Here is an 18072-nt window from a genome sequence, read left to right as displayed (position 1 = left end):
ACATGCCGATCAAGACCCACATCAAGCAGGCCAGTGGCTGGTTCTATTTCAAATCCCCGCGCGGACGTGCCGCACTGCGGGGCTCCGGGGTGATTCTCATGCTGCACCGGGTGCTGGCCGATGACGCCAGCGCCGCCCTGCCCCATCGCAACGAGCTGTGCGTCGGCCCTCGGGCCTTCGAAGGGCTGCTGCGCTGGCTGCCCCGGCATTTCGACTGCGTCAGTCTCATGGACCTGCTCAAGAGCCACGAGGAACCACGTGGCGACCACCGCCCCAAGGTCGCCCTGACCTTCGACGACGGCTGGCGCGACAACGCCGTCAACGCCTTCCCGCTGCTGCAGCGTCACCAGGTGCCGGCGAGCATCTTCCTGTCCACCGACTACATCGGCAGCCGCCAGCGCTTCTGGTGGGAAAGCGTCGGCGAGACCCTGTGGGGCTCCCATGGCGAAGATGCCCGCCGCCAACTGATCGAACGCCTGCGCAAGCTCGGCCGGCCATTGCCCGCGGCCTACTTCATGCACGACCACAGCAAGGCCCGCAGCCTGGTCCTGGCGCGCTACCTGCAGACCTTGAAGAGCCTCAGCCCCCAGGCCCTGCATGTGCTGACCGACGCCTGCCCACCGGAGTCGCTGCCCCAGGCCATGGACTGGCAGCAGGTGCGCGCCCTCGAGGACTCCGGCCTGGTGCGCTTCGGTCCGCACGGCGCCAGCCATGCCCTGCTGCCCTACCTGGACGACCACCGCCTGGACGAGGAGCTGCAACGCAGCCACGCGGCCCTCAACCAAGGTTGCCGCGAACCGTTGCCGGTCTACTGCTACCCCAACGGCGATCACGACGAGCGCGTGCGCGCCCGGGTCGCCGCGCACCGCTACCCCTACGCCCTGAGCACCCGCCCGGGGATCTGCCAGGGCCACGACGACCCGCTGGCCCTGCCGCGCATCGGCGTCAGCCAGCGCAACGCCAGCCGGCCTTCGCTGCTGGCCTGGCGCATCAGCCGTGGAGAGCGTGGATGAACCCCAACAGCTACCTGCGCCACCTGGCGCTGAGCATGGGCACGAAGCTGGCGATGATTGCCCTGCGCCTGCTGCGCAACGTGCTGCTGGCGCGCATCCTCGGGCCCAGCGAGCGCGGCCTGTTCGCCCTGCTCAGCACCCTGCCCGACCTGATCAGCGCCGCCACCAGCGGTGGCCTGAACAGCGCGGTCGGCTACCAGGCGGCCAAGCAGCGCGACATGGGCCTGCTGCTGACCCAGGTGCTGGTCTACGGCTGCCTGCTGGCCGGGATGCTGACCCTGGCTTGCGTATTGCTGGTACGCGAGTTCGGCGCCGATCTGCAAGTCACCGTGCAGCTGGGCTTGCTGGCCTGGCTGTTGCTGCTGGCGGTGCCGATGACCGTGCTCAAGAGCGGCCTGCTGACCCTGCACAATGCCAGCGGCGGCGTCGGCGCCTTCAACGCCCTGCGCCTGTGCGAATCATTGGCGCCGCTGCTGCTGTTCCTCGGGTTGTTCTGGATGTGGCGCGACGATGCGCTGGAGGCCGCGCTGATCAGCTGGCTGTGCGGCATCGCCCTGGTCCTGGTGCTCGGCCTGTGGTGGCTGCGTCGCCAGCATCCATTGGCCTTGCGCTGGGACCGCGGCGGCCAGCGCGAGCTGCTGAGCTACAGTGCCAAGAGCCATCCCGACCTGCTGTTCCAGCAATTGATCCTGCGCTCGGACTACCTGTTCATCGGCGCCATGCTTGGCAGCACCGCCCTGGGCCACTACGCCATGGCCAGCGCCGCCGCCGAGCTGCTGCTGATCGTGCCCGAGGCGGTGACCACGCCGTTGATGAAACGCCTGCTGCAACAGGATGCCGGCATGGAGAAAATCACCCCACTGGCGCTGCGCCTGACCGCCACGGTGATGCTCGGCGCCTGCCTGGGCATGGCGCTGATCGGCCACTGGCTGATCGTCACCCTGTTCGGCGCCGAGTACGCGCCGGCCTACCCGGCGCTGCTGGCCTTGCTGCCGGGCCTGCTGGGACTGTGCTACGCGAGCATCCTGCGCCTGGACCTGCTGGGCAAGAACCGGCCCGGCACGGTCTCGCTGATGATGGGGATCGGCGCTGCCCTGAACCTGTTGCTGAACATCCTGCTTATCCCCACCTGGGGCATCGTCGGCGCGGCGGCGGCCTCGTCCATCGCCTACCTGGCAGTGACCGTGGCCATGCTGGTGCTGTACTGCCGCCTCAGCGGCGTGCCGCTGGGGCAGACCCTGATCATCCTGCCCTCGGACCTGGCCCCGCTGCGGCAGATCCTGCTACGGAGGGCGGCATGAGGATCCTGTTGCTGGCCGGCGCGCTGCTGGCGCAACCCGCGCTGGCCACCCCCGTGCAATGGGGCGACATTCGCGATGGCAGCCTGTACATGCTGCCGACCCAGAGCGATGAGCTGCGCATCCAGTGGCGGCCCGCCTGGCAGGCCGATGCCAACCAGGAGCGCCTGTTCCTGCTGGACGGCCACGGGCGCCTGGCCGGCGAGCGCCTGATCCAGGCCGCGCAGGTACGCGGCGAACAACGCTGGCCCTTGCCGAGCGGCAACGGGGTCTATCGCCTGGAAGTGCCCGGCTACAGTTTCCGTGACTACCGTATCGAGCATCAGGAGAGCACCCGCGCGCTGTTCGCCCCGGCCAAGGTGCACTTCGCCGCCGAAGTGGGGCCGGGGGTCGCCCTGTACTTCCGGGTCAAGGCCGGCGAACAGGCCGTGCTGGCCGGCAAGTACCACGGCGGCGTCCACGGCCTGTTCGCCGAACGCCTCGGCGACGGGCGCCGGGTGCAGCTGGCGCTCAAGCCCTACCGCGCCTACTGGCGCTTCGACCAGCAGGCACTGCCCGCCAGCAAGCACGACGAAACCTGGCGCCTGGGCCTGCTGGGCAGCGGCAAGGCGGCGTTCTGGCTCGATGGCAGTGCCAACCTGTTCGCCCAGCGCGCCGAGGACCTTGGCGACCTGCCCCAGGCAGACGGCCAGGTACGCCTGACCCTGGGCGGCAAGGTCCTGGGGCCCACGCCACGGCTCGGCGTGGCCCTGCCCTATGTGCTGCCGCCCGCCAGCAGCTTCGCGGCGCTGGACGCCCTGCGCCCCCAGGCGGCCGGGTTCTACAGCTTCGTCGACGTGCTGCAACGCCAGCCCGATTTCGAGAACGCCTGGCGCAAGCTCTACCAGGAACGTTTCGGCATTCGCCAGGACATCACCCTGCTGGCCGGCAGCGCCCGGATCGCCGACTTGAGGAGCGACCGCACCAGCAACGACGCGCTGGGCGCCTGGCTGGAGGCGACCAAGGCCCTGGGCGGCAAGGGCACGCACTACCTGGCCTTCGCCGACGAACCCAACCTCAACTACCGCGATTACCCGAGCTATCGCGACTTCTTCCAGGCCATGGCCAAGCGCGTGCGTGACTACCCCGGTGCCCGCGAGGCCGGCGTGCGCATCGCCATGCCGGCGTCGTCGCGCTTGGTCGATGGCCCGTTCGCCGAGAACGCCAAACAGCGTCGCGGCATCGACTGGGCCCGGCGCCTGCTCGCCGAACACGGCGAGCAGATCGACGCCCTGGCCTGGCACGAGTGGATGGTGCGCGACCTGCTGGCTACCCGCAGCTACCGCGACAGCGTGCGCCAAGCCGCGAGCCTGGTGGGGCTCGACGCCGCTGGCCGACCGCGCAAGGCGCTGTTGCTGGACCAGACCAACCTCTCCAGCGGCTCGAGCCTCAGCCCCTACGACCAGAACACCCACTACGCGGGCCTGTGGTGGACCTCGGTGGTGATCAATGCGGCCAGCGACGGCCTGCTCGACATGCTCAACTGGTTCCACGTCGCCGACGAGCCCGAGTGGCCCAAGGGCATGCTGCGCGACGCCGGCAACCAGCGCTACGAGCTCAAGCCCGTGGGCCTGGCGCAGCAGTTCATCCAGCGCCACTGGCTCGACCAGGTGCTGGCCCTGGACAACGATGCCTTCGAGGTCGATGCCTTGGCCATGGCCCGGCAGCGCCAGCGCAGCCTGCTGGGGGTGAACAAGGCCGAACGCCTGCAACACGTGGCGTTGACCCTGAACGACTGTCCCGCCGGCCAGCTGGAGCTGTTCGGCCCCGACAACCAGAGCCGCCGCGCCAGCTTCAGCTGCCGCGACGGCCAGATCCGCTTTCAACTGCCGGGGCAGACCGTGTTCGCCCTGACCTGGAGCGCGTCATGAGACGCACCTCGACCTGCCATTCCCAGGAGGCACCATGACTGCATTGACCAAGATCCAGGATCGCATCAAGCGCAAGGGACTGCGCGAAACCCTCGGTAGCGCCTTCAGGCACTATGTCTTCTACCACTGGGAGCTGCTGTGGATGGAGCGCGACCTGGTGAGCCCGGTCCCACCCCACCGCTTGAAGCCCTACGGTCCGTTGCGCATCGAGACCATCACCGCGCATAACGTAAAGGCCTTCGCCCGCCACTTCGGCGACCGGGTGGAAACCATGCGCGAGCTGGCCGCCGAGGGCCACACCGGGCTGATGTTCCTCGACGACGACAACGATGCCGTGGCGTTCATCTGGGGCAGCAACCGCCACTATCACGACCGTCACTACTATGGCTGCTGGTTCCCGGTGGGGCCTGGCGAATTCTTCGAGTTCGGCGGCGAGCTGATCCGCCGCTACTGGGGCACGGAACTGTCGGTGGACCTGCAACTGGCGCTGTGGAAAGCCATGGCCGCCAAGGGCTGCACCAAGGTGGTGGACGTGTGCGAGCAGCACAACATCCCCGCGCTCAAGCTGCACCTGCGCATGGGCTACCAGGAGCAACGCCGGATCATGAACGTGTATTGCCTGTTCGGTCGCTGGAAGTTCTTCCGCGAAAGCCGCTACACCGAATCGCGCCTGGAGCCGCTGCGCAAGCCCGAGGCCGCCACCTCCACGACCACGGCGACCTGAGCCCATGGCCTTGCAGCTGAAATGGTGCGCCTCGCTGCGCACCCACGACTTCCCCGCCGCCGAGTACGAGGCGCTGCGCAAGCGCCTGCCCGGCAGCACGCCATTCAACCACCTCGGCTGGCTGCGCGCCGCCGAGGCCGTCCTGCAGCCGGGGCAGCAACTGCAGGTGCTGCTGGGCTACCAGGACGAGCGCCTGTGCCTGTGCCTGCCTCTGGTACGCGCCCGCGAACCGTTCGGGCCGCTGTTCGCCCCGGTGGTGCGTCACCTGGGCTACCCGCTGAGCGACCGTATCGCCCTGCTCATCGACCTGCCGGCGCTGTACGCCGAGCAGGTACTGCAGGCCATCCGCAAGCGGCTGCCCCACGCGCTGCTGCAGCTGAGCGAAGTGCCGGACAGCGTCGAGACCCAAGGCTGGCTGCGCCAGTGGGCCAGCGCCAGTTCCACCTGGCAGCAGCGCCTGACCTGCCGCGTGCCGGTGCATCGCGTCAACGAGGGCGATCGCCAGGAAGTCAGCGGCGATCCACGCTACAAGCTACGCCGCGCACGCAAGCGCATCGACGCCTGCGGCGCTCGGGTACGCCGGGTGATGGCCGACGCCAGCAACATGCCGGCACTGCTCGACGCCATCAGTGCCGTGGAAGCCGTCAGCTGGAAAGGCGATGACGAGGTCGGCATCTTTTCCGGCACGCAACGGCGCCAGTGGATGTACCAGGCCTTCACCGCGCTGGCCGCCGAAGGCCTGGTGTGCCTGGTGCTGCTCGAACTGGACGGACGCTGCATCAGCTACCGCCTGGGCCTGCTCGAACGGGGCCGGGTATACGACTACAACCTCGCCTTCGTGCCCGAGCATCGTGACCTGGGTAGCGGCCGCGTGCTGCTCGAAGAATGGATTCACTGGGGTCTGGACGAGGACTGGAAGTGGATCGACGCGTCACGGGTCAGCCTGGAAAACTCCAGCCATCAGCTTCTCGAACGCATGACCGGCCAGATCGAGCAGTGGCGCCTGAGCAGCTACAGCTGGCGCCTCGACGGCGTCCTGCTGGGTCTGGCGTTGCGTGCCTGGCAATGGCTCAAGCCGCGCCTGCGCAGGACCGCCCACACGCCTGGCACTGTCGCCCCCACCCCGCCACAGGAGCATCCCGATGCCGTCCCAGGTCATAGTCAACGCTGACGATTTCGGCCTCAGCGCCCATACCAACGCGGTCATCCTGCATGCCTTCCAGGCCGGCCTGATCAGTTCGGCCACTGCCATGGCCAACATGCCGGCCTTCCCCGCCGCTTGCGTGCTGGCCCGGCAACCGACGCTCAAGGGGCGGATCGGGCTGCACTTCAACCTGACCTACGGACGCCCGCTGAGCCGGGCGATCCTTGCCGAGCCACGCTTCTGTGCGCCCCATGGCGAATTCGACCTACGCCTGAAGCAGCGCACCCTGCGCCTGTCCCGTCGCGAGCAGGCGGCCGTGGAAGAAGAACTCGAAGCACAGTGGAAGCACTGCCTGGACCATGGCCTGATGCCCAGCCATCTGGATTCGCACCAGCACGTGCACAACATCTGGCCAGTCGGCACGATCGTCGCCCGCTTCGCCCGCAGCCAGGGCGTGCCGGTGCGCCTGGCGCGCAATGTGGGGCACAACATCGGGCCACTCAAGCGGGCGTTCAAGACCCTGCTCAACCGCCGTCTGCGCCAGCTCGCCGGGAGCACCGCCGACTTCGTCTGCACGCCGGCCGACCTCAAGGCCGGCCTGGCGCCCGCGCATGGCGTGCTGGAGGTGGTCGCCCATCCCAGCGCGCTGGGCGGGCACGATTTCGGCGATGCCTACCTGGCCACCGGGGAGTCGTTGCTGGCCTTGGTCGAGCAGCGCCTGGGCCAGGTGCCGCGGGTCGGCTATGCGAGCCTTGGGCAGAGCGAGAGGCCAATGGCCGCGCTGCGTCCCTGACCCACGCGGCCCTTGTGAGAGCAGCGGTGCCTGGCACCGGCCACGCAGGTGTTCGCGGGTGAACCCGCTCCCACAGGTACCGCGCATGGCTTGCCGGCGAAGCGAGCAATGCGCTGCCTAGCGCCGTGCGTGGTTTTCGACCAGCCAGCGGTGCAGCGCCTCGGCCGGCATCGGTCGTCCGAGCAGGAAACCCTGGCCCTGGTCGCAACCGGCGTGACGCAGGAAATCGTACTGTTCCTGGGTCTCGATGCCTTCGGCGGTGATGCGAAAGCCCAGGGCGTGCCCCAGGTCGATGATCGCCCGGGCGATGGCCACCGCGTCATCGTCACCCGGCAGGTCCTTGATGAAGGCGCGGTCGATCTTCAGGTGGTCGATCGGCAACGCACGCAGATAGGCCAGCGACGAATAGCCGGTGCCGAAGTCGTCGACCGCCGTGGCCACGCCCATGCCCTGCAGCTGCGCCAGCACCGCGCAGGCCTGCTGCTGGCTTTCCATCAGCAGGCTCTCGGTGATCTCCACCTCCAGCAGGTTGGCCGGCAGGTCATGGCGTTCCAGGGCGCAGGCAAGGCTGGTCACGTAGTCGCTGCGTTCGATCTGCAAGGCGGCGACGTTGATCGCCAAGGGACCGCACCCATCCCCGCTGGCGCGCCATTCGGCCAGCTGCGCGCAGGCCAGCTCCAGCACCCGCTCACCCAGCGGAATGATCAACCCGGTGCGTTCGGCCAGGGGGATGAACTCGCCAGGCGATACCAGGCCATGCTGGGGATCACGCCAGCGCAACAGGGCTTCCACCCCCTGCAACTGACCACTGAACAGATCGACCTTGGGCTGGTACCACAGCTCGAACTCATTGTGCTCCAGCGCCCGGCGCAGGTTGCGCTCCAGCTCCAGGCGCTGCTGCAGGCGCTCGGTCATGTCCGGATGATAGGCTCGCCAGGCATCGCGCCCGGCTTCCTTCGCCGCGTACATGGCCGTGTCGGCGTGGCGCAGCAGACTATCGGCATCCTCGCCATGGCGCGGGCACCACGCCACGCCGATGCTGCCGGTGACCAGGGCGGCGTTGCCGTTGAGGTCGAAGGGCCGCTGCAGGCAGCGCAGCAGGGTGCGGACCTGCTGGTTCACCTGCCCTTGCGTGCCCTGCAGCATGAACACGAACTCGTCGCCGCCCAGGCGGCAGACACGATCCTGGCTGTCCAGCGCCTGCAGGAAGCGCGCGGTGGCCTGTTGCAGCAGCAGGTCGCCCAGCGGATGGCCGAGGCTGTCGTTGACTTGCTTGAAACCATCGATATCCAGCAACAGCACCGCCAGGCCGTGGCCCTGGGCGATGGCCTGGCCCAGTTGCTGCTGGAACAGCACCCGATTGGGCAGCCCGGTGATGGTGTCGTAGTGCGCCAGGCGCTCGAGCTGTGCCTGGTAGCGGCGCAGCTCACGGTTGCGCAGCTCGAGCAGGTGCTGCTTGCGGTTGAGCTGGGCGACGAACAGGCTGAACAACCCCGTGCAGCTCAGGGCGAACAGGAACAGCGGCGAGGCGAACAGGTCCAGGCCCGACCAGCCACCCCGAGGCGCGGCCACCAGTTGCCACAGGCCACCGGGCACTTCCACGGTCATGCTGACCTGCGGGTCGTCGAACAGCTGCGGGTCGCCCCAGATCATGCTGCCCTCGGCGCCCTTGCCATCACCGCCACGCACCGCCAGTTCAAAGGCGGTGTCCGGGCGCAGGCCTGCGCTGAGCAGCAGCCGGTCGATGTCGGTCACGATCGACACGTTGCCCCAGTAGAACTGCACACCGCGCTTGCCGGCGACGAACACCGGTCGCCTATAGACGAGGGCCCGGCCGCCCTGCAGGATCGGCAAGGGTCCGGCCAGGACCGCCTGGAACTGATCGCGGGCCGACTGCAGCATGGGAAACTGATCGGGCAGCTGCCGATAGTCCAGCCCGATCAGCTGTTCGTTACCGGCAAGTGGATAGATGTCACTGATCACATCCGCCGGTGCCAGCGCGATGTGGCGCATGTACGGCACCGACTGCAAGGCGTCCCGGGCCATACTGTGAAAGTGTGCCGGGCTGATGGCGCCATCGCTGGCAATCAGCTGGGCGATGCCCTCGGCCTCACCGAACGCCGCCCCCAGTTGCGCCTCGAGCGCGCCGCGTATCCCAGCCAGGCGGGCAGCCAGGTTGCCCAGTTGCTCGCTGCGCTCGCGCTGGGCGTCAAGGTGCCCGAGCGCGACCGAAAGGCCGATGCCGATCAGGGCGAAGCCGACTGGCAGCAGGCGACTCAGGGTTTGGTGCAACGCTCCCCGGCTGGGCGGCTGCTCATCATCAGGGAATCGGAAGGAGGTCATAGGTCGGCGTTGGCGATCGATGCTGAGGTTATCGGCGCTCGACGCACAATGTTGAGGGTATTTCGTACCGTCCATCGCTCGATGGGTCCGAGGCAGGTGCCGTGTCGCCGCCCCTGCGCCAGACTGGCGTTTTTCAGCCGACGGGCGCATGCTCGCAAGCTGAAACGCTTCATCATCGGATTAGAGAGGTGCGGTACCCATGGATCGTCTGCTCGACTCACTGTTTCCCAAGCCCGAAGATATTCCCCAGGCCTGGCGTCTGGGGCCACCGCTGGAACAGCGCGACTACCTGGTCGGCGGCGAGCTGCGGCAATGGCACGGGCCGCTGGCCACCGTCCGCAGCCCGATCTGGCTGAAGGACGGCAGCGACGAACAGCAGGTGATCCTCGGCAGTGCCCCGTTGCTCGATGCCGACACCGCGCTGACCGCCCTCGACGCCGCCGTCGCCGCCTACGACAAGGGTCGCGGCGCCTGGCCGACCATGCGCGTGGCCGAACGCATCCAGCATGTCGAGGCCTTCCTGGCGCGCATGCGCGAGCAACGCAGCGCCGTGGTCAAGCTGCTGATGTGGGAAATCGGCAAGAACCTCAAGGACTCGGAAAAGGAGTTCGACCGCACCTGCGACTATATCGTCGATACCATCAACGCCCTCAAGGACCTCGACCGCCGCTCCAGCCGCTTCGAGCTCGAACAGGGCACCCTCGGCCAGATTCGTCGCGCGCCGCTGGGCGTGGCCTTGTGCATGGGGCCTTACAACTACCCGCTGAACGAAACCTTCACCACGCTGATCCCGGCGCTGATCATGGGCAATACCGTGGTGTTCAAGCCGGCCAAGTTCGGCGTGCTGCTGATCCGTCCTCTGCTCGAGGCGTTCCGCGACAGCTTCCCGGCCGGGGTCATCAATGTCATCTACGGCCGCGGCCGCGAGACCGTCAGCGCGCTGATGGCCAGTGGCAAGGTCGATGTGTTCGCCTTCATCGGCACGCACAAGGCCGCCAGCGACCTGAAGAAACTCCACCCGCGCCCCCACCGCCTGCGCGCCGCGCTGGGTCTGGACGCCAAGAATCCCGGCATCGTGCTGCCCCAGGTCGACCTCGACAACGCCGTCGAGGAAGCCGTCACCGGCTCGCTGTCGTTCAATGGCCAGCGCTGCACCGCGCTGAAGATCCTGTTCGTGCACGAGGACGTGGTCGAGGCCTTCCTCGACAAGTTCCAGCGCAAGCTGGCCGCGCTCAAGCCCGGCATGCCCTGGGAGCCAGGCGTGGCGCTGACGCCACTGCCGGAGCCGGGCAAGATCGACTACCTCGACGGCCTGGTGGCGGATGCCACGGCCAAGGGCGCGCGGGTGCTCAACGAAGGTGGCGGAGAAAGCCGCGGATCGTTCTTCTACCCTGCCCTGCTGTATCCGGTGAGCCAGGACATGCGGGTCTATCATGAGGAGCAGTTCGGCCCGGTGGTACCCGTGGTGCCGTACCGCGACCTGCAGACGGTGGTCGACTACGTGCTCGACTCCGACTACGGCCAGCAACTGAGCCTGTTCGGCAACGATCCCGCGACCATCGGCGCGCTGGTCGACACCTTCGCCAACCAGGTCGGGCGCATCAACCTCAACGCCCAGTGCCAGCGCGGGCCGGACACCTATCCGTTCAATGGCCGCAAGAACAGCGCCGAAGGCACCCTGTCGGTGCATGACGCGTTGCGGGTGTTCTCCATCCGTACCCTGGTGGCGACCAAGTTCCAGGAAGCGAACAAGGAGCTGATCAGTGAAATCATCCGCAACCGGCAATCGAGCTTCCTGACCACCGACTACATCTTCTGATCTCTCCATGCACGCCCCCTGTAGGAGCGGCCTTGTGTCGCGAAAGGGGCGCGGAGCGGCCCCAGGATTTCAGCGTTAAAGCAAAGATCGCCGGGGCCGCGTTGCGGCCCTTTCGCGACACAAGGCCGCTCCTACCCTGAACGCATCAGCGCCTGAACGCGGTTTTCTATAGACAATCGATATAACGCGACTGTCGATTTTCCACCCGCGTGAACGACTCTAATCATCTGGATGTTGCAAACAACAACCCACGTGAAAGGAGTTTACGAAAATGGCAGTCAAACCCATTCCCGAAGGCCAGCACAGCCTCACGCCCTACCTGGGCATCAAGGACGCCGCCAAGGCCATCGAGTTCTACAAGAAGGCGTTCGGCGCGGTGGAGATGTTCCGCCTCGAAGGCCCCGACGGGCGCGTCGGTCATGCCGAACTGAAAATTGGCGACTCATCGCTGATGCTCGGCGACCCGTGCGACATGGAAGGCGGCCTCAAGCCGAGCCAGACCATCGAACATCCCGCCGTCGGCCTGCACCTGTATGTCGAGGATTGCGACAAGGTCTACGCCCAGGCCATCGCCGCCGGTGCCAGCCAGGTCAGCGAGGTGAAGGACCAGTTCTACGGCGATCGCAGCGGTACGCTGAAAGATCCGTTCAACAACCTGTGGTTCGTCTCCACCCACAAGGAAGACCTGACCCCCGAGGAAATCCGCGCCCGCGCCGCCAAGCTGTTCGGCGGCGATTGAGCGGCAGGCTTCAAGCTTCAAGCTTCAAGCTTCAAGCTTCAAGCTTCAAGCTTCAAGCTTCAAGCTTCAAGCTTCAAGCTTCAAGCTTCAAGCTACAAGTTGAAAGCCGGGCGGCTTTGCTTGAAGCTTGAGGCTTGTAGCTTGGAGCTGCCCCTCAATGCGAATCATCGAAAAAACCGGCGCCCTGGTGCGCAGCCTGACCCCGGCGGAAGAACAACTGCTGGAGGGTTTCGCCAGCGCTACCCTGACTGGCCCGCGCCTGCTGCAGGCCAACCAGTGGCTGATGAAGGTGCGCAGCGCCAACCAGTGGCTGGCCTGCGATTGCCGCAAGGATGCGCTGCCGGTGCTCAACGTGTCGTTGAACGGCAGCACCGGCACGTTGTTCCTGCGCAACAACCCCGATACGCCCGAACACACCCAGGGCTGTCCGTTCAGCAAGGATGAGCGAGAGCCCGGCGAACGGGCCGAGGAAACGGCCCCGCCCGCGTCCTGGCTCGCGCCGGACACGCCGTTGCGCCTGCTTGGCGACTACCCCCGCGCCAGCGACGGCGAAACGGCGGGCGCCCCCCGCAATCCCGCCGAGCGGCGCGAACAACAGCGCCTGCTCTCGCTACTGCTGACATGGATCGAGGTCAGCGGCCTGAACGTCTACGCCACCCACCTGAAGAAAGACCTTACCGCCCAGTTCGCCGAGCTGCGCGGAGTCGCCAGCCGCTATCCGTTGCTCGAGCGGGTACCGGCCAGCAACTACCTGGAAACCCGCCTGGACATGAAGCACATGATGATGCTCAAGGCCCGCCTGCGCGAGGCCACGGTGTTCGGCAACCACCGCCGGCATGGCCTGCTGCTCGACTGCGTCGACCAGATCAAGGGGCGCAAACTGTTCAACAACCGCAGCGAGGACGGCTTCGACTTCCAGGGCCACCACCAGTACTGGGGCGGCAGCCGCGCTTGCGGCCCCCTGTTGGCCCTGGCGTTGTACTCGCCGGCTACCGCCGGCAGCCATTTCTATGAGTTGATCCATGTGGCCAGCGTGCCGGTGCTGTCACGTGGGCATCTGTTCCCGGTGTACCGCGACGAGGAGCGCGAGCCACTGAAGGCACTGGTGTCGCTGATCGACTGGATGGCGAGCAAGGGCGTGAAGGTCTTGATGCGCCGCCCGGTGATCGGTGGCCAGGTGATGGACGAACTGGTGCTGACCTCGGACCAGGACCGGGTGCTCTCGGTGTCCTTGCTGGCGCAGCCGATCGGCCCGGAACCGGATGCCGAGAACTTCAAGCGCTATGCCGACTTCAAGAGTCTGGAGACCTTCCGCAAGTACGTGGCCGGGTTCTTCATGCGTGAGCGCTGAAAGCATTTTGCCGATATCGCATCGCCTGCTTCGCGGGTAAACCCGCTCCCACAGGATTGCGCATCCCCCGAAGTTTGCTGTGGGAGCGGGTTTACCCGCGAAGCAGGCGACACGGTACCGGCTCAAGCCGCTAGAACGCCGCCTTGAAGATCGCCTCGATCTCCACCTGGCTGGCTACCCGAGGGTTGGTCAACCCACAGGCATCCTTCAGCGCATTGGCCGCCAGCACCGGCACGTCCTCGACCTTGACCCCCAGCTCCGCCAGCCCCGCGGGAATGCCGATGGCCGCGGCCAGATGCTCGATGGCCGAGATCGCCGCGCCAGCACCCTGCTCCGCGTCCAGAGCACAGACCTTCACGCCCATGGCCTTGGCCACATCGCGCAGTCGCGCGGCGCTGACCTTGGCATTGAAGCGCTGCACATGGGGCAGCAGCACCGCGTTGCACACGCCATGGGGCAGGTCATAGAAGCCGCCGAGCTGGTGCGCCATGGCATGCACATACCCCAGCGAGGCATTGTTGAACGCCATGCCTGCCAGGAACTGCGCGTAGGCCATGTTTTCCCGGGCGACCAGGTCGCTGCCATCGGCCACCGCCTGGCGCAGGTTGTCGCTGATCAGGCTGATGGCCTTGAGCGCGCAGGCGTCGGTGATCGGCGTGGCGGCGGTCGACACATAGGCTTCGATGGCGTGGGTCAGCGCATCCATGCCGGTGGCGGCGGTCAGGCCCTTGGGCATGCCGACCATCAGCGCCGGGTCGTTGACCGAGAGGATCGGCGTGACGTTGCGATCGACGATGGCCATTTTCACATGGCGCTGCTCGTCAGTGATGATGCAGAAGCGGGTCATCTCGCTGGCCGTGCCCGCCGTGGTATTGATCGCGATCAACGGCAATTGCGGCTTGGCCGAGCGATCCACGCCTTCGTAGTCGCGGATATGCCCACCGTTGGTGGCGCACAGGGCGATGCCCTTGGCGCAGTCATGGGGCGAACCACCGCCGAGGGAGACCACACAGTCGCAGCCTTCGCGTCGCAGCATCGCCAGGCCGGCCTCGACATTGGCGATGCTCGGGTTGGGCTTGGCGCCATCGAACACACGCGAATCGATGTCGCGCATGGCCAGCAGGCCGGCGATGCGCTCGGCGACACCCGCTTTGGCCAACCCTGCGTCGGTGACGATCAACGCCTTGCGCAGGCCGTAGCCGGCGATCGCGGCCATCGCCTCGTCCAGGCAGTCGATGCCCATGATGTTCACGGCGGGAATGAAGAATGTGCTGCTCATGGCCGGGTCCTCTCAAGCTGACGGTAGAGTTCGAGCATCCGCCCGAATCGACCGTCCCGCGTTGACCCAGCGCAACCCTAGCCCATGAACAGGCGATACGCCGGGTTCTGCGTCTCGTCCCAGTACAGGTACCCCATCTCGTCCAGCGCCTGGGGCAACCCGGCCAGCTCGTCGTCGGGCACTTCCAGCCCGGCGAACACCCGCGCTTGCGCGGCGCCATGGTTGCGGTAATGGAACAGGCTGATGTTCCAGCGTTTGCCCAGTCGCTCGAGAAAGCCCAGCAAGGCCCCCGGACGTTCGGGAAACTCGAAGCGCAGCACCCGCTCGTCCGCTCCTGACGCCGCATGGCCACCCACGGTATGGCGCACATGCAGCTTGGCCAGTTCGTTGTCGGTCAGGTCGAGCACCTGATAGCCCTGCTCGCGCAGGCTGGCCAGCAGCTGCTCGCGAGGATCGTGCAGGGGATGGGTCTGCACGCCGACGAACAGCCGTGCCTCCTTGCCGGGGTAGTAGCGGTAGTTGAATTCGGTGATCTGACGCTTGCCCAGCGCCAGGCAGAAGGCACGGAAGCTGCCGGGGCGCTCGGGGATGGTCACGGCGATGATCGCCTCACGCTGCTCGCCGAGCTCGGCCCGCTCGGCGACATGGCGCAGACGGTCGAAATTGACGTTGGCGCCGGAGTCGATCGCCACCAGGGCCTGGCCCTGCACGCACTCGCGGGCCACGTACTTCTTGATCCCCGCTACCGCCAGGGCGCCGGAGGGCTCGGTGATCGAACGGGTGTCGTCATAGATGTCCTTGATCGCCGCGCACAGCTCGTCACTGCTCACGGTAATCACCTCGTCGACGAAATGGCGACACAGCTCGAAGCAATGGGCGCCGATCTGCGCCACGGCCACGCCATCGGCGAACGTGCCGACCTGCGGCAGGATCACCCGCTCGCCAGCGGCCATGGCCGCCTGCAGGCAGTTGGAGTCCTCGGGCTCGACCCCGATCACCTTCACCTCGGGGCGCAGGTACTTGACGTAGGCGGCGATCCCCGCGATCAACCCGCCGCCGCCCACCGGCACGAAGATGGCGTGCAGGGCGCCGGGGTGCTGACGCAGGATCTCCATGGCAACGGTGCCCTGCCCGGCGATCACGTCAGGGTCGTCGAATGGTGGCACGAACGTGGCGCCCTCGCGCTCGGCCAAGGCCAGGGCGTGGGCCAGCGCATGGGGGAAGCTTTCACCGTGCAGCACCACCTGGCCGCCGCGTGAGCGCACGCCCTCGACCTTGAGCGAGGGCGTGGTGGTCGGCATGACGATGGTGGCTTTAAGGCCCAGGTGCGAGGCCGCCAGGGCCACGCCCTGGGCATGGTTGCCCGCCGAGGCGGTGATCACACCGCGCTCGCGCTGGGCCGGCGTCAGGCGCGACAGGCGGGTGTAGGCGCCGCGGATCTTGAAGGAGAACGTCGGCTGCAGGTCCTCGCGCTTGAGCAGCACCTGATTGTCGAGGGCGGCGGACAAGGCCGGCGCGCGCTGCAAGGGTGTTTCAATGGCCAGGTCGTACACGGGCGCCGAAAGAATCCGGCGCACCTGCTCGGACAGCAGTTGCTGGGGCGTTGCGGGGGTACGAAGGCTGGTCATCGATGACTCCTGGTTGTTTTGCCTTGCCCAGGAGTCAGAGAGAAGAAACCCGCCTCCAGGGCGGGTTCAGTGCATGTGTGCGCTAGCCCGCCAAACTGATAATGGCGGTAATAATGCTGAGGGCGCGACACTGCGGGAATGTGTTCATGGGCTGGGAAGCTAGCGCGGCTCATGGGTGCAAGTCAACACCCTGGTTTGTCGGTACCTGGGCATCACGCGCTACAATCGCCCATCGCCCCCTGGTAGCACGCAGCATGATCCAGTCCGACCTCGACCTGTTCGACCAGCAGCCGCAGCGCCTGGCCAGCCACACAGTGCTGCTGCCAGGCTTTGTCCTGGCCGATATCGAACCATTGCTCGATGCCCTGCGCCCCGTGCTGCGCGCAGCGCCGTGGCGGCACATGCACACGCCCGGCGGGCTGCGCATGGCCGTGGCGCTGACCAATTGCGGCGCGCTGGGCTGGGTCAGCGATGCCCACGGCTACCGCTATAGCCCTGTCGATCCGCTCAGTGGGGCGCCCTGGCCAGCCCTGCCACCGATTCTTCTCGAGCTGGCCTGCCGGGCAGCAGCCCAGGCTGGCTTCGAAGGCTTCGTGCCAGATGCCTGCCTGATCAACCACTATGCGCCAGGGACGCGGCTGAGCCTGCACCAGGACCGCGACGAAGCGGATTTCGGGCAACCGATCGTGTCGATCTCGCTGGGCTTGCCGGCCGTGTTTCTGTTCGGGGGCATGCAGCGCTCGGACCGTGCCGAGCGCATACCCTTGAGCCATGGCGACGTTCTGGTATGGGGCGGCGAGGACCGCCTGCGTTTTCACGGGGTGCTGCCGATCAAGCCAGGCGTGCACCCACGCATGGGCGAGCGACGGATCAACCTGACCCTGCGCAAGGCAGGCTGAGCGCCCGGGCGATGATCCAATCCACGGAGCCTGGCACCGGCTTCGCCGGTGTTCGCGGCTAAAGCCGCTCCCACAGCGACCGCATCTACTCCAAGTCATGTGCTGTGCCCGCGAAGCAAGCGGCGCGATACCAGGAACCGGCAGAGCCAGCACCGCTCAATCCCCGGCGAGCCACTCGCGTCGCTCGTCGAACGCGGCCCGGATCGCACCCACCATCACCTGCACCAGTGGATCACCTTCGGTCTCGGCATTCACCGCAAGCCATACCCGCCGACGCATCGGCTCTCGGAACAAGCCAGGCAATGCCAGCAGGCCACGGTCCAGATGGCTCGCATAGTGCGCCAGCAAGCCCACGCTGGCACTGCACTTGATCAGTTGGCAGTACATCTCGTAGTCCTGGATCTGCGTCACCCCGGCGCTGCGCGTGCGCAACAGCGCCTGCCAGGGCGTCAGTGCCTGTACGCCCGACTCGCCCTGCCACTGCACCAGCATGTAGTCCTGCAGGTCCGCCAGCCGCGTCGGGCGGTTGGCTTCGCGGGCGTAGCGCTTGGCGATATGCGGCAGATACTCGAGCGTGGCCAGCGCCTCGGGCACGGTTCCGGCAAAATCGGCGGGACGCTGCAGGTCGCCCAGCCACAGCGCCACATCGGCCATGCGCTCCGGGGCCTGGCGTGCGTCCAGGGTGGCGACGTCCAGGCGCATGCCGGCGTGCTGGCGAACGAAATTGATCAGGTTGCGGCCCAGCAGGTCCTGCAACAGGGGTTCGGCCACCGCCAGGCGCACGGTCGCCGTGTCCACCCGGGGCACAGGTGCCGGCATGGCCGGTTCACGCGCCTGCAGAATCTGCAGCAGACGCTCCCCTTGCTGGCTGAGCACCGGGTTGTTGTTGCGGTTGACGAACAGGCTGTAGCCCAGGCGCGCCTCCAGCGCCGCCAGGCGTTTGCGCAGCGCCACCGGCTTCAGGTTGAGTCGCCGCGCCGCCTGCATGAAACAGCCACAACGGGCGGTGATGATGAAACAGTCCTGGGTCTGTTCATCCAGGGCCAGCGGTACCTGTGGGCGAACGACAGCTACGGCGGTTTCCGGGGGCTGCCCCCGGGATAGATCGATCGGCATCCCTCGCCTCCCCCGG

Annotated in this window: 14 protein-coding genes; 10 read left to right on the top strand and 4 right to left on the bottom strand. The window is 67.0% G+C overall.

What is annotated here, in order from left to right; translation table 11 throughout:
• Positions 1–2: 2 nt before the first annotated feature.
• Genes N5D48_RS06080 through N5D48_RS06055 form a run of 6 tightly spaced genes read left to right on the top strand, consistent with a single transcriptional unit; the run spans position 3 to position 6882 of the window.
• Positions 3–1013: a polysaccharide deacetylase family protein gene (locus N5D48_RS06080; protein ID WP_279882227.1), complete on the top strand. Its 1011-nt coding sequence runs from the start codon at positions 3–5 to the stop codon at positions 1011–1013.
• Positions 1010–2314, top strand: coding sequence for an oligosaccharide flippase family protein (locus tag N5D48_RS06075; RefSeq protein ID WP_279882226.1), 1305 nt, complete (start codon positions 1010–1012; stop codon positions 2312–2314). The genes N5D48_RS06080 and N5D48_RS06075 overlap by 4 nt, the downstream gene beginning before the upstream one ends.
• Entirely contained in the window at positions 2311–4221 is a 1911-nt protein-coding gene (locus N5D48_RS06070; RefSeq protein ID WP_279882225.1) for a hypothetical protein, read from the top strand. Before N5D48_RS06075 ends, N5D48_RS06070 begins: the two co-directional genes overlap by 4 nt.
• A 34-nt stretch (positions 4222–4255) precedes the next feature.
• On the top strand, positions 4256–4945 hold the full coding sequence (locus tag N5D48_RS06065; protein ID WP_279882224.1) for an N-acetyltransferase: 690 nt from the start codon (positions 4256–4258) through the stop codon (positions 4943–4945).
• Positions 4946–4949: 4 nt separating this feature from the next.
• A complete protein-coding gene (locus N5D48_RS06060; protein WP_279882223.1) occupies positions 4950–6116 on the top strand; it encodes a GNAT family N-acetyltransferase in 1167 nt (388 codons plus the stop codon).
• Entirely contained in the window at positions 6088–6882 is a 795-nt protein-coding gene (locus tag N5D48_RS06055; protein ID WP_279882222.1) for a ChbG/HpnK family deacetylase, read from the top strand. Before N5D48_RS06060 ends, N5D48_RS06055 begins: the two co-directional genes overlap by 29 nt.
• A 117-nt stretch (positions 6883–6999) precedes the next feature.
• On the opposite strand, the gene N5D48_RS06050 is transcribed toward N5D48_RS06055, so the two are convergent.
• Entirely contained in the window at positions 7000–9225 is a 2226-nt protein-coding gene (locus tag N5D48_RS06050; RefSeq protein ID WP_279882221.1) for an EAL domain-containing protein, read from the bottom strand.
• Between the two features lie 199 nt (positions 9226–9424).
• On the opposite strand from N5D48_RS06050, the gene N5D48_RS06045 reads away from it, so the two are divergent.
• The 3 genes from N5D48_RS06045 to N5D48_RS06035 all read left to right on the top strand — a co-directional run bounded on the left by N5D48_RS06045 (position 9425) and on the right by N5D48_RS06035 (position 13134).
• Entirely contained in the window at positions 9425–11044 is a 1620-nt protein-coding gene (locus tag N5D48_RS06045; protein ID WP_279882220.1) for an NADP-dependent glyceraldehyde-3-phosphate dehydrogenase, read from the top strand.
• A gap of 271 nt (positions 11045–11315) precedes the next feature.
• Complete coding sequence (locus tag N5D48_RS06040) at positions 11316–11783, top strand: VOC family protein (protein ID WP_279882219.1); 468 nt, start codon at positions 11316–11318, stop codon at positions 11781–11783.
• A gap of 157 nt (positions 11784–11940) precedes the next feature.
• Positions 11941–13134: a hypothetical protein gene (locus N5D48_RS06035; protein WP_279882218.1), complete on the top strand. Its 1194-nt coding sequence runs from the start codon at positions 11941–11943 to the stop codon at positions 13132–13134.
• 130 nt (positions 13135–13264) lie between these two features.
• On the opposite strand, the gene yiaY is transcribed toward N5D48_RS06035, so the two are convergent.
• Both yiaY and ilvA read right to left on the bottom strand, forming a co-directional pair.
• On the bottom strand, positions 13265–14413 hold the full coding sequence (yiaY, locus tag N5D48_RS06030) for an L-threonine dehydrogenase (RefSeq protein ID WP_279882216.1): 1149 nt from the start codon (positions 14411–14413) through the stop codon (positions 13265–13267).
• Between the two features lie 77 nt (positions 14414–14490).
• On the bottom strand, positions 14491–16041 hold the full coding sequence (gene ilvA, locus N5D48_RS06025) for a threonine ammonia-lyase, biosynthetic (RefSeq protein ID WP_279882214.1): 1551 nt from the start codon (positions 16039–16041) through the stop codon (positions 14491–14493).
• 254 nt (positions 16042–16295) lie between these two features.
• Here ilvA and alkB point away from each other — a divergent pair, with 254 nt between their 5' ends.
• A complete protein-coding gene (alkB, locus tag N5D48_RS06020) occupies positions 16296–16940 on the top strand; it encodes a DNA oxidative demethylase AlkB (RefSeq protein ID WP_279882212.1) in 645 nt (214 codons plus the stop codon).
• A gap of 156 nt (positions 16941–17096) precedes the next feature.
• Here alkB and N5D48_RS06015 read toward each other — a convergent pair whose 3' ends face one another.
• Positions 17097–18056, bottom strand: coding sequence for a LysR family transcriptional regulator (locus N5D48_RS06015; RefSeq protein ID WP_279882210.1), 960 nt, complete (start codon positions 18054–18056; stop codon positions 17097–17099).
• Positions 18057–18072: the final 16 nt, after the last annotated feature.

This window comes from Pseudomonas sp. GD03858 (genome assembly GCF_029840925.1).
Classification (GTDB): Bacteria; Pseudomonadota; Gammaproteobacteria; order Pseudomonadales; family Pseudomonadaceae; genus Aquipseudomonas.
This window is presented reverse-complemented; position numbering and strand designations above follow the sequence as displayed.

Coding starts and splice junctions, on each gene's coding strand:
- N5D48_RS06080 (WP_279882227.1), top strand. CDS start 3: ATGCCGATCAAGACCCACATCAAGCAGGCCAGTGGCTGGTTCTATTTC.
- N5D48_RS06035 (WP_279882218.1), top strand. CDS start 11,941: ATGCGAATCATCGAAAAAACCGGCGCCCTGGTGCGCAGCCTGACCCCG.
- N5D48_RS06070 (WP_279882225.1), top strand. CDS start 2,311: ATGAGGATCCTGTTGCTGGCCGGCGCGCTGCTGGCGCAACCCGCGCTG.
- N5D48_RS06045 (WP_279882220.1), top strand. CDS start 9,425: ATGGATCGTCTGCTCGACTCACTGTTTCCCAAGCCCGAAGATATTCCC.
- N5D48_RS06075 (WP_279882226.1), top strand. CDS start 1,010: ATGAACCCCAACAGCTACCTGCGCCACCTGGCGCTGAGCATGGGCACG.
- N5D48_RS06015 (WP_279882210.1), bottom strand. CDS start 18,056: ATGCCGATCGATCTATCCCGGGGGCAGCCCCCGGAAACCGCCGTAGCT.
- N5D48_RS06060 (WP_279882223.1), top strand. CDS start 4,950: ATGGCCTTGCAGCTGAAATGGTGCGCCTCGCTGCGCACCCACGACTTC.
- N5D48_RS06065 (WP_279882224.1), top strand. CDS start 4,256: ATGACTGCATTGACCAAGATCCAGGATCGCATCAAGCGCAAGGGACTG.
- ilvA (WP_279882214.1), bottom strand. CDS start 16,041: ATGACCAGCCTTCGTACCCCCGCAACGCCCCAGCAACTGCTGTCCGAG.
- N5D48_RS06055 (WP_279882222.1), top strand. CDS start 6,088: ATGCCGTCCCAGGTCATAGTCAACGCTGACGATTTCGGCCTCAGCGCC.
- alkB (WP_279882212.1), top strand. CDS start 16,296: ATGATCCAGTCCGACCTCGACCTGTTCGACCAGCAGCCGCAGCGCCTG.
- N5D48_RS06050 (WP_279882221.1), bottom strand. CDS start 9,225: ATGACCTCCTTCCGATTCCCTGATGATGAGCAGCCGCCCAGCCGGGGA.
- N5D48_RS06040 (WP_279882219.1), top strand. CDS start 11,316: ATGGCAGTCAAACCCATTCCCGAAGGCCAGCACAGCCTCACGCCCTAC.
- yiaY (WP_279882216.1), bottom strand. CDS start 14,413: ATGAGCAGCACATTCTTCATTCCCGCCGTGAACATCATGGGCATCGAC.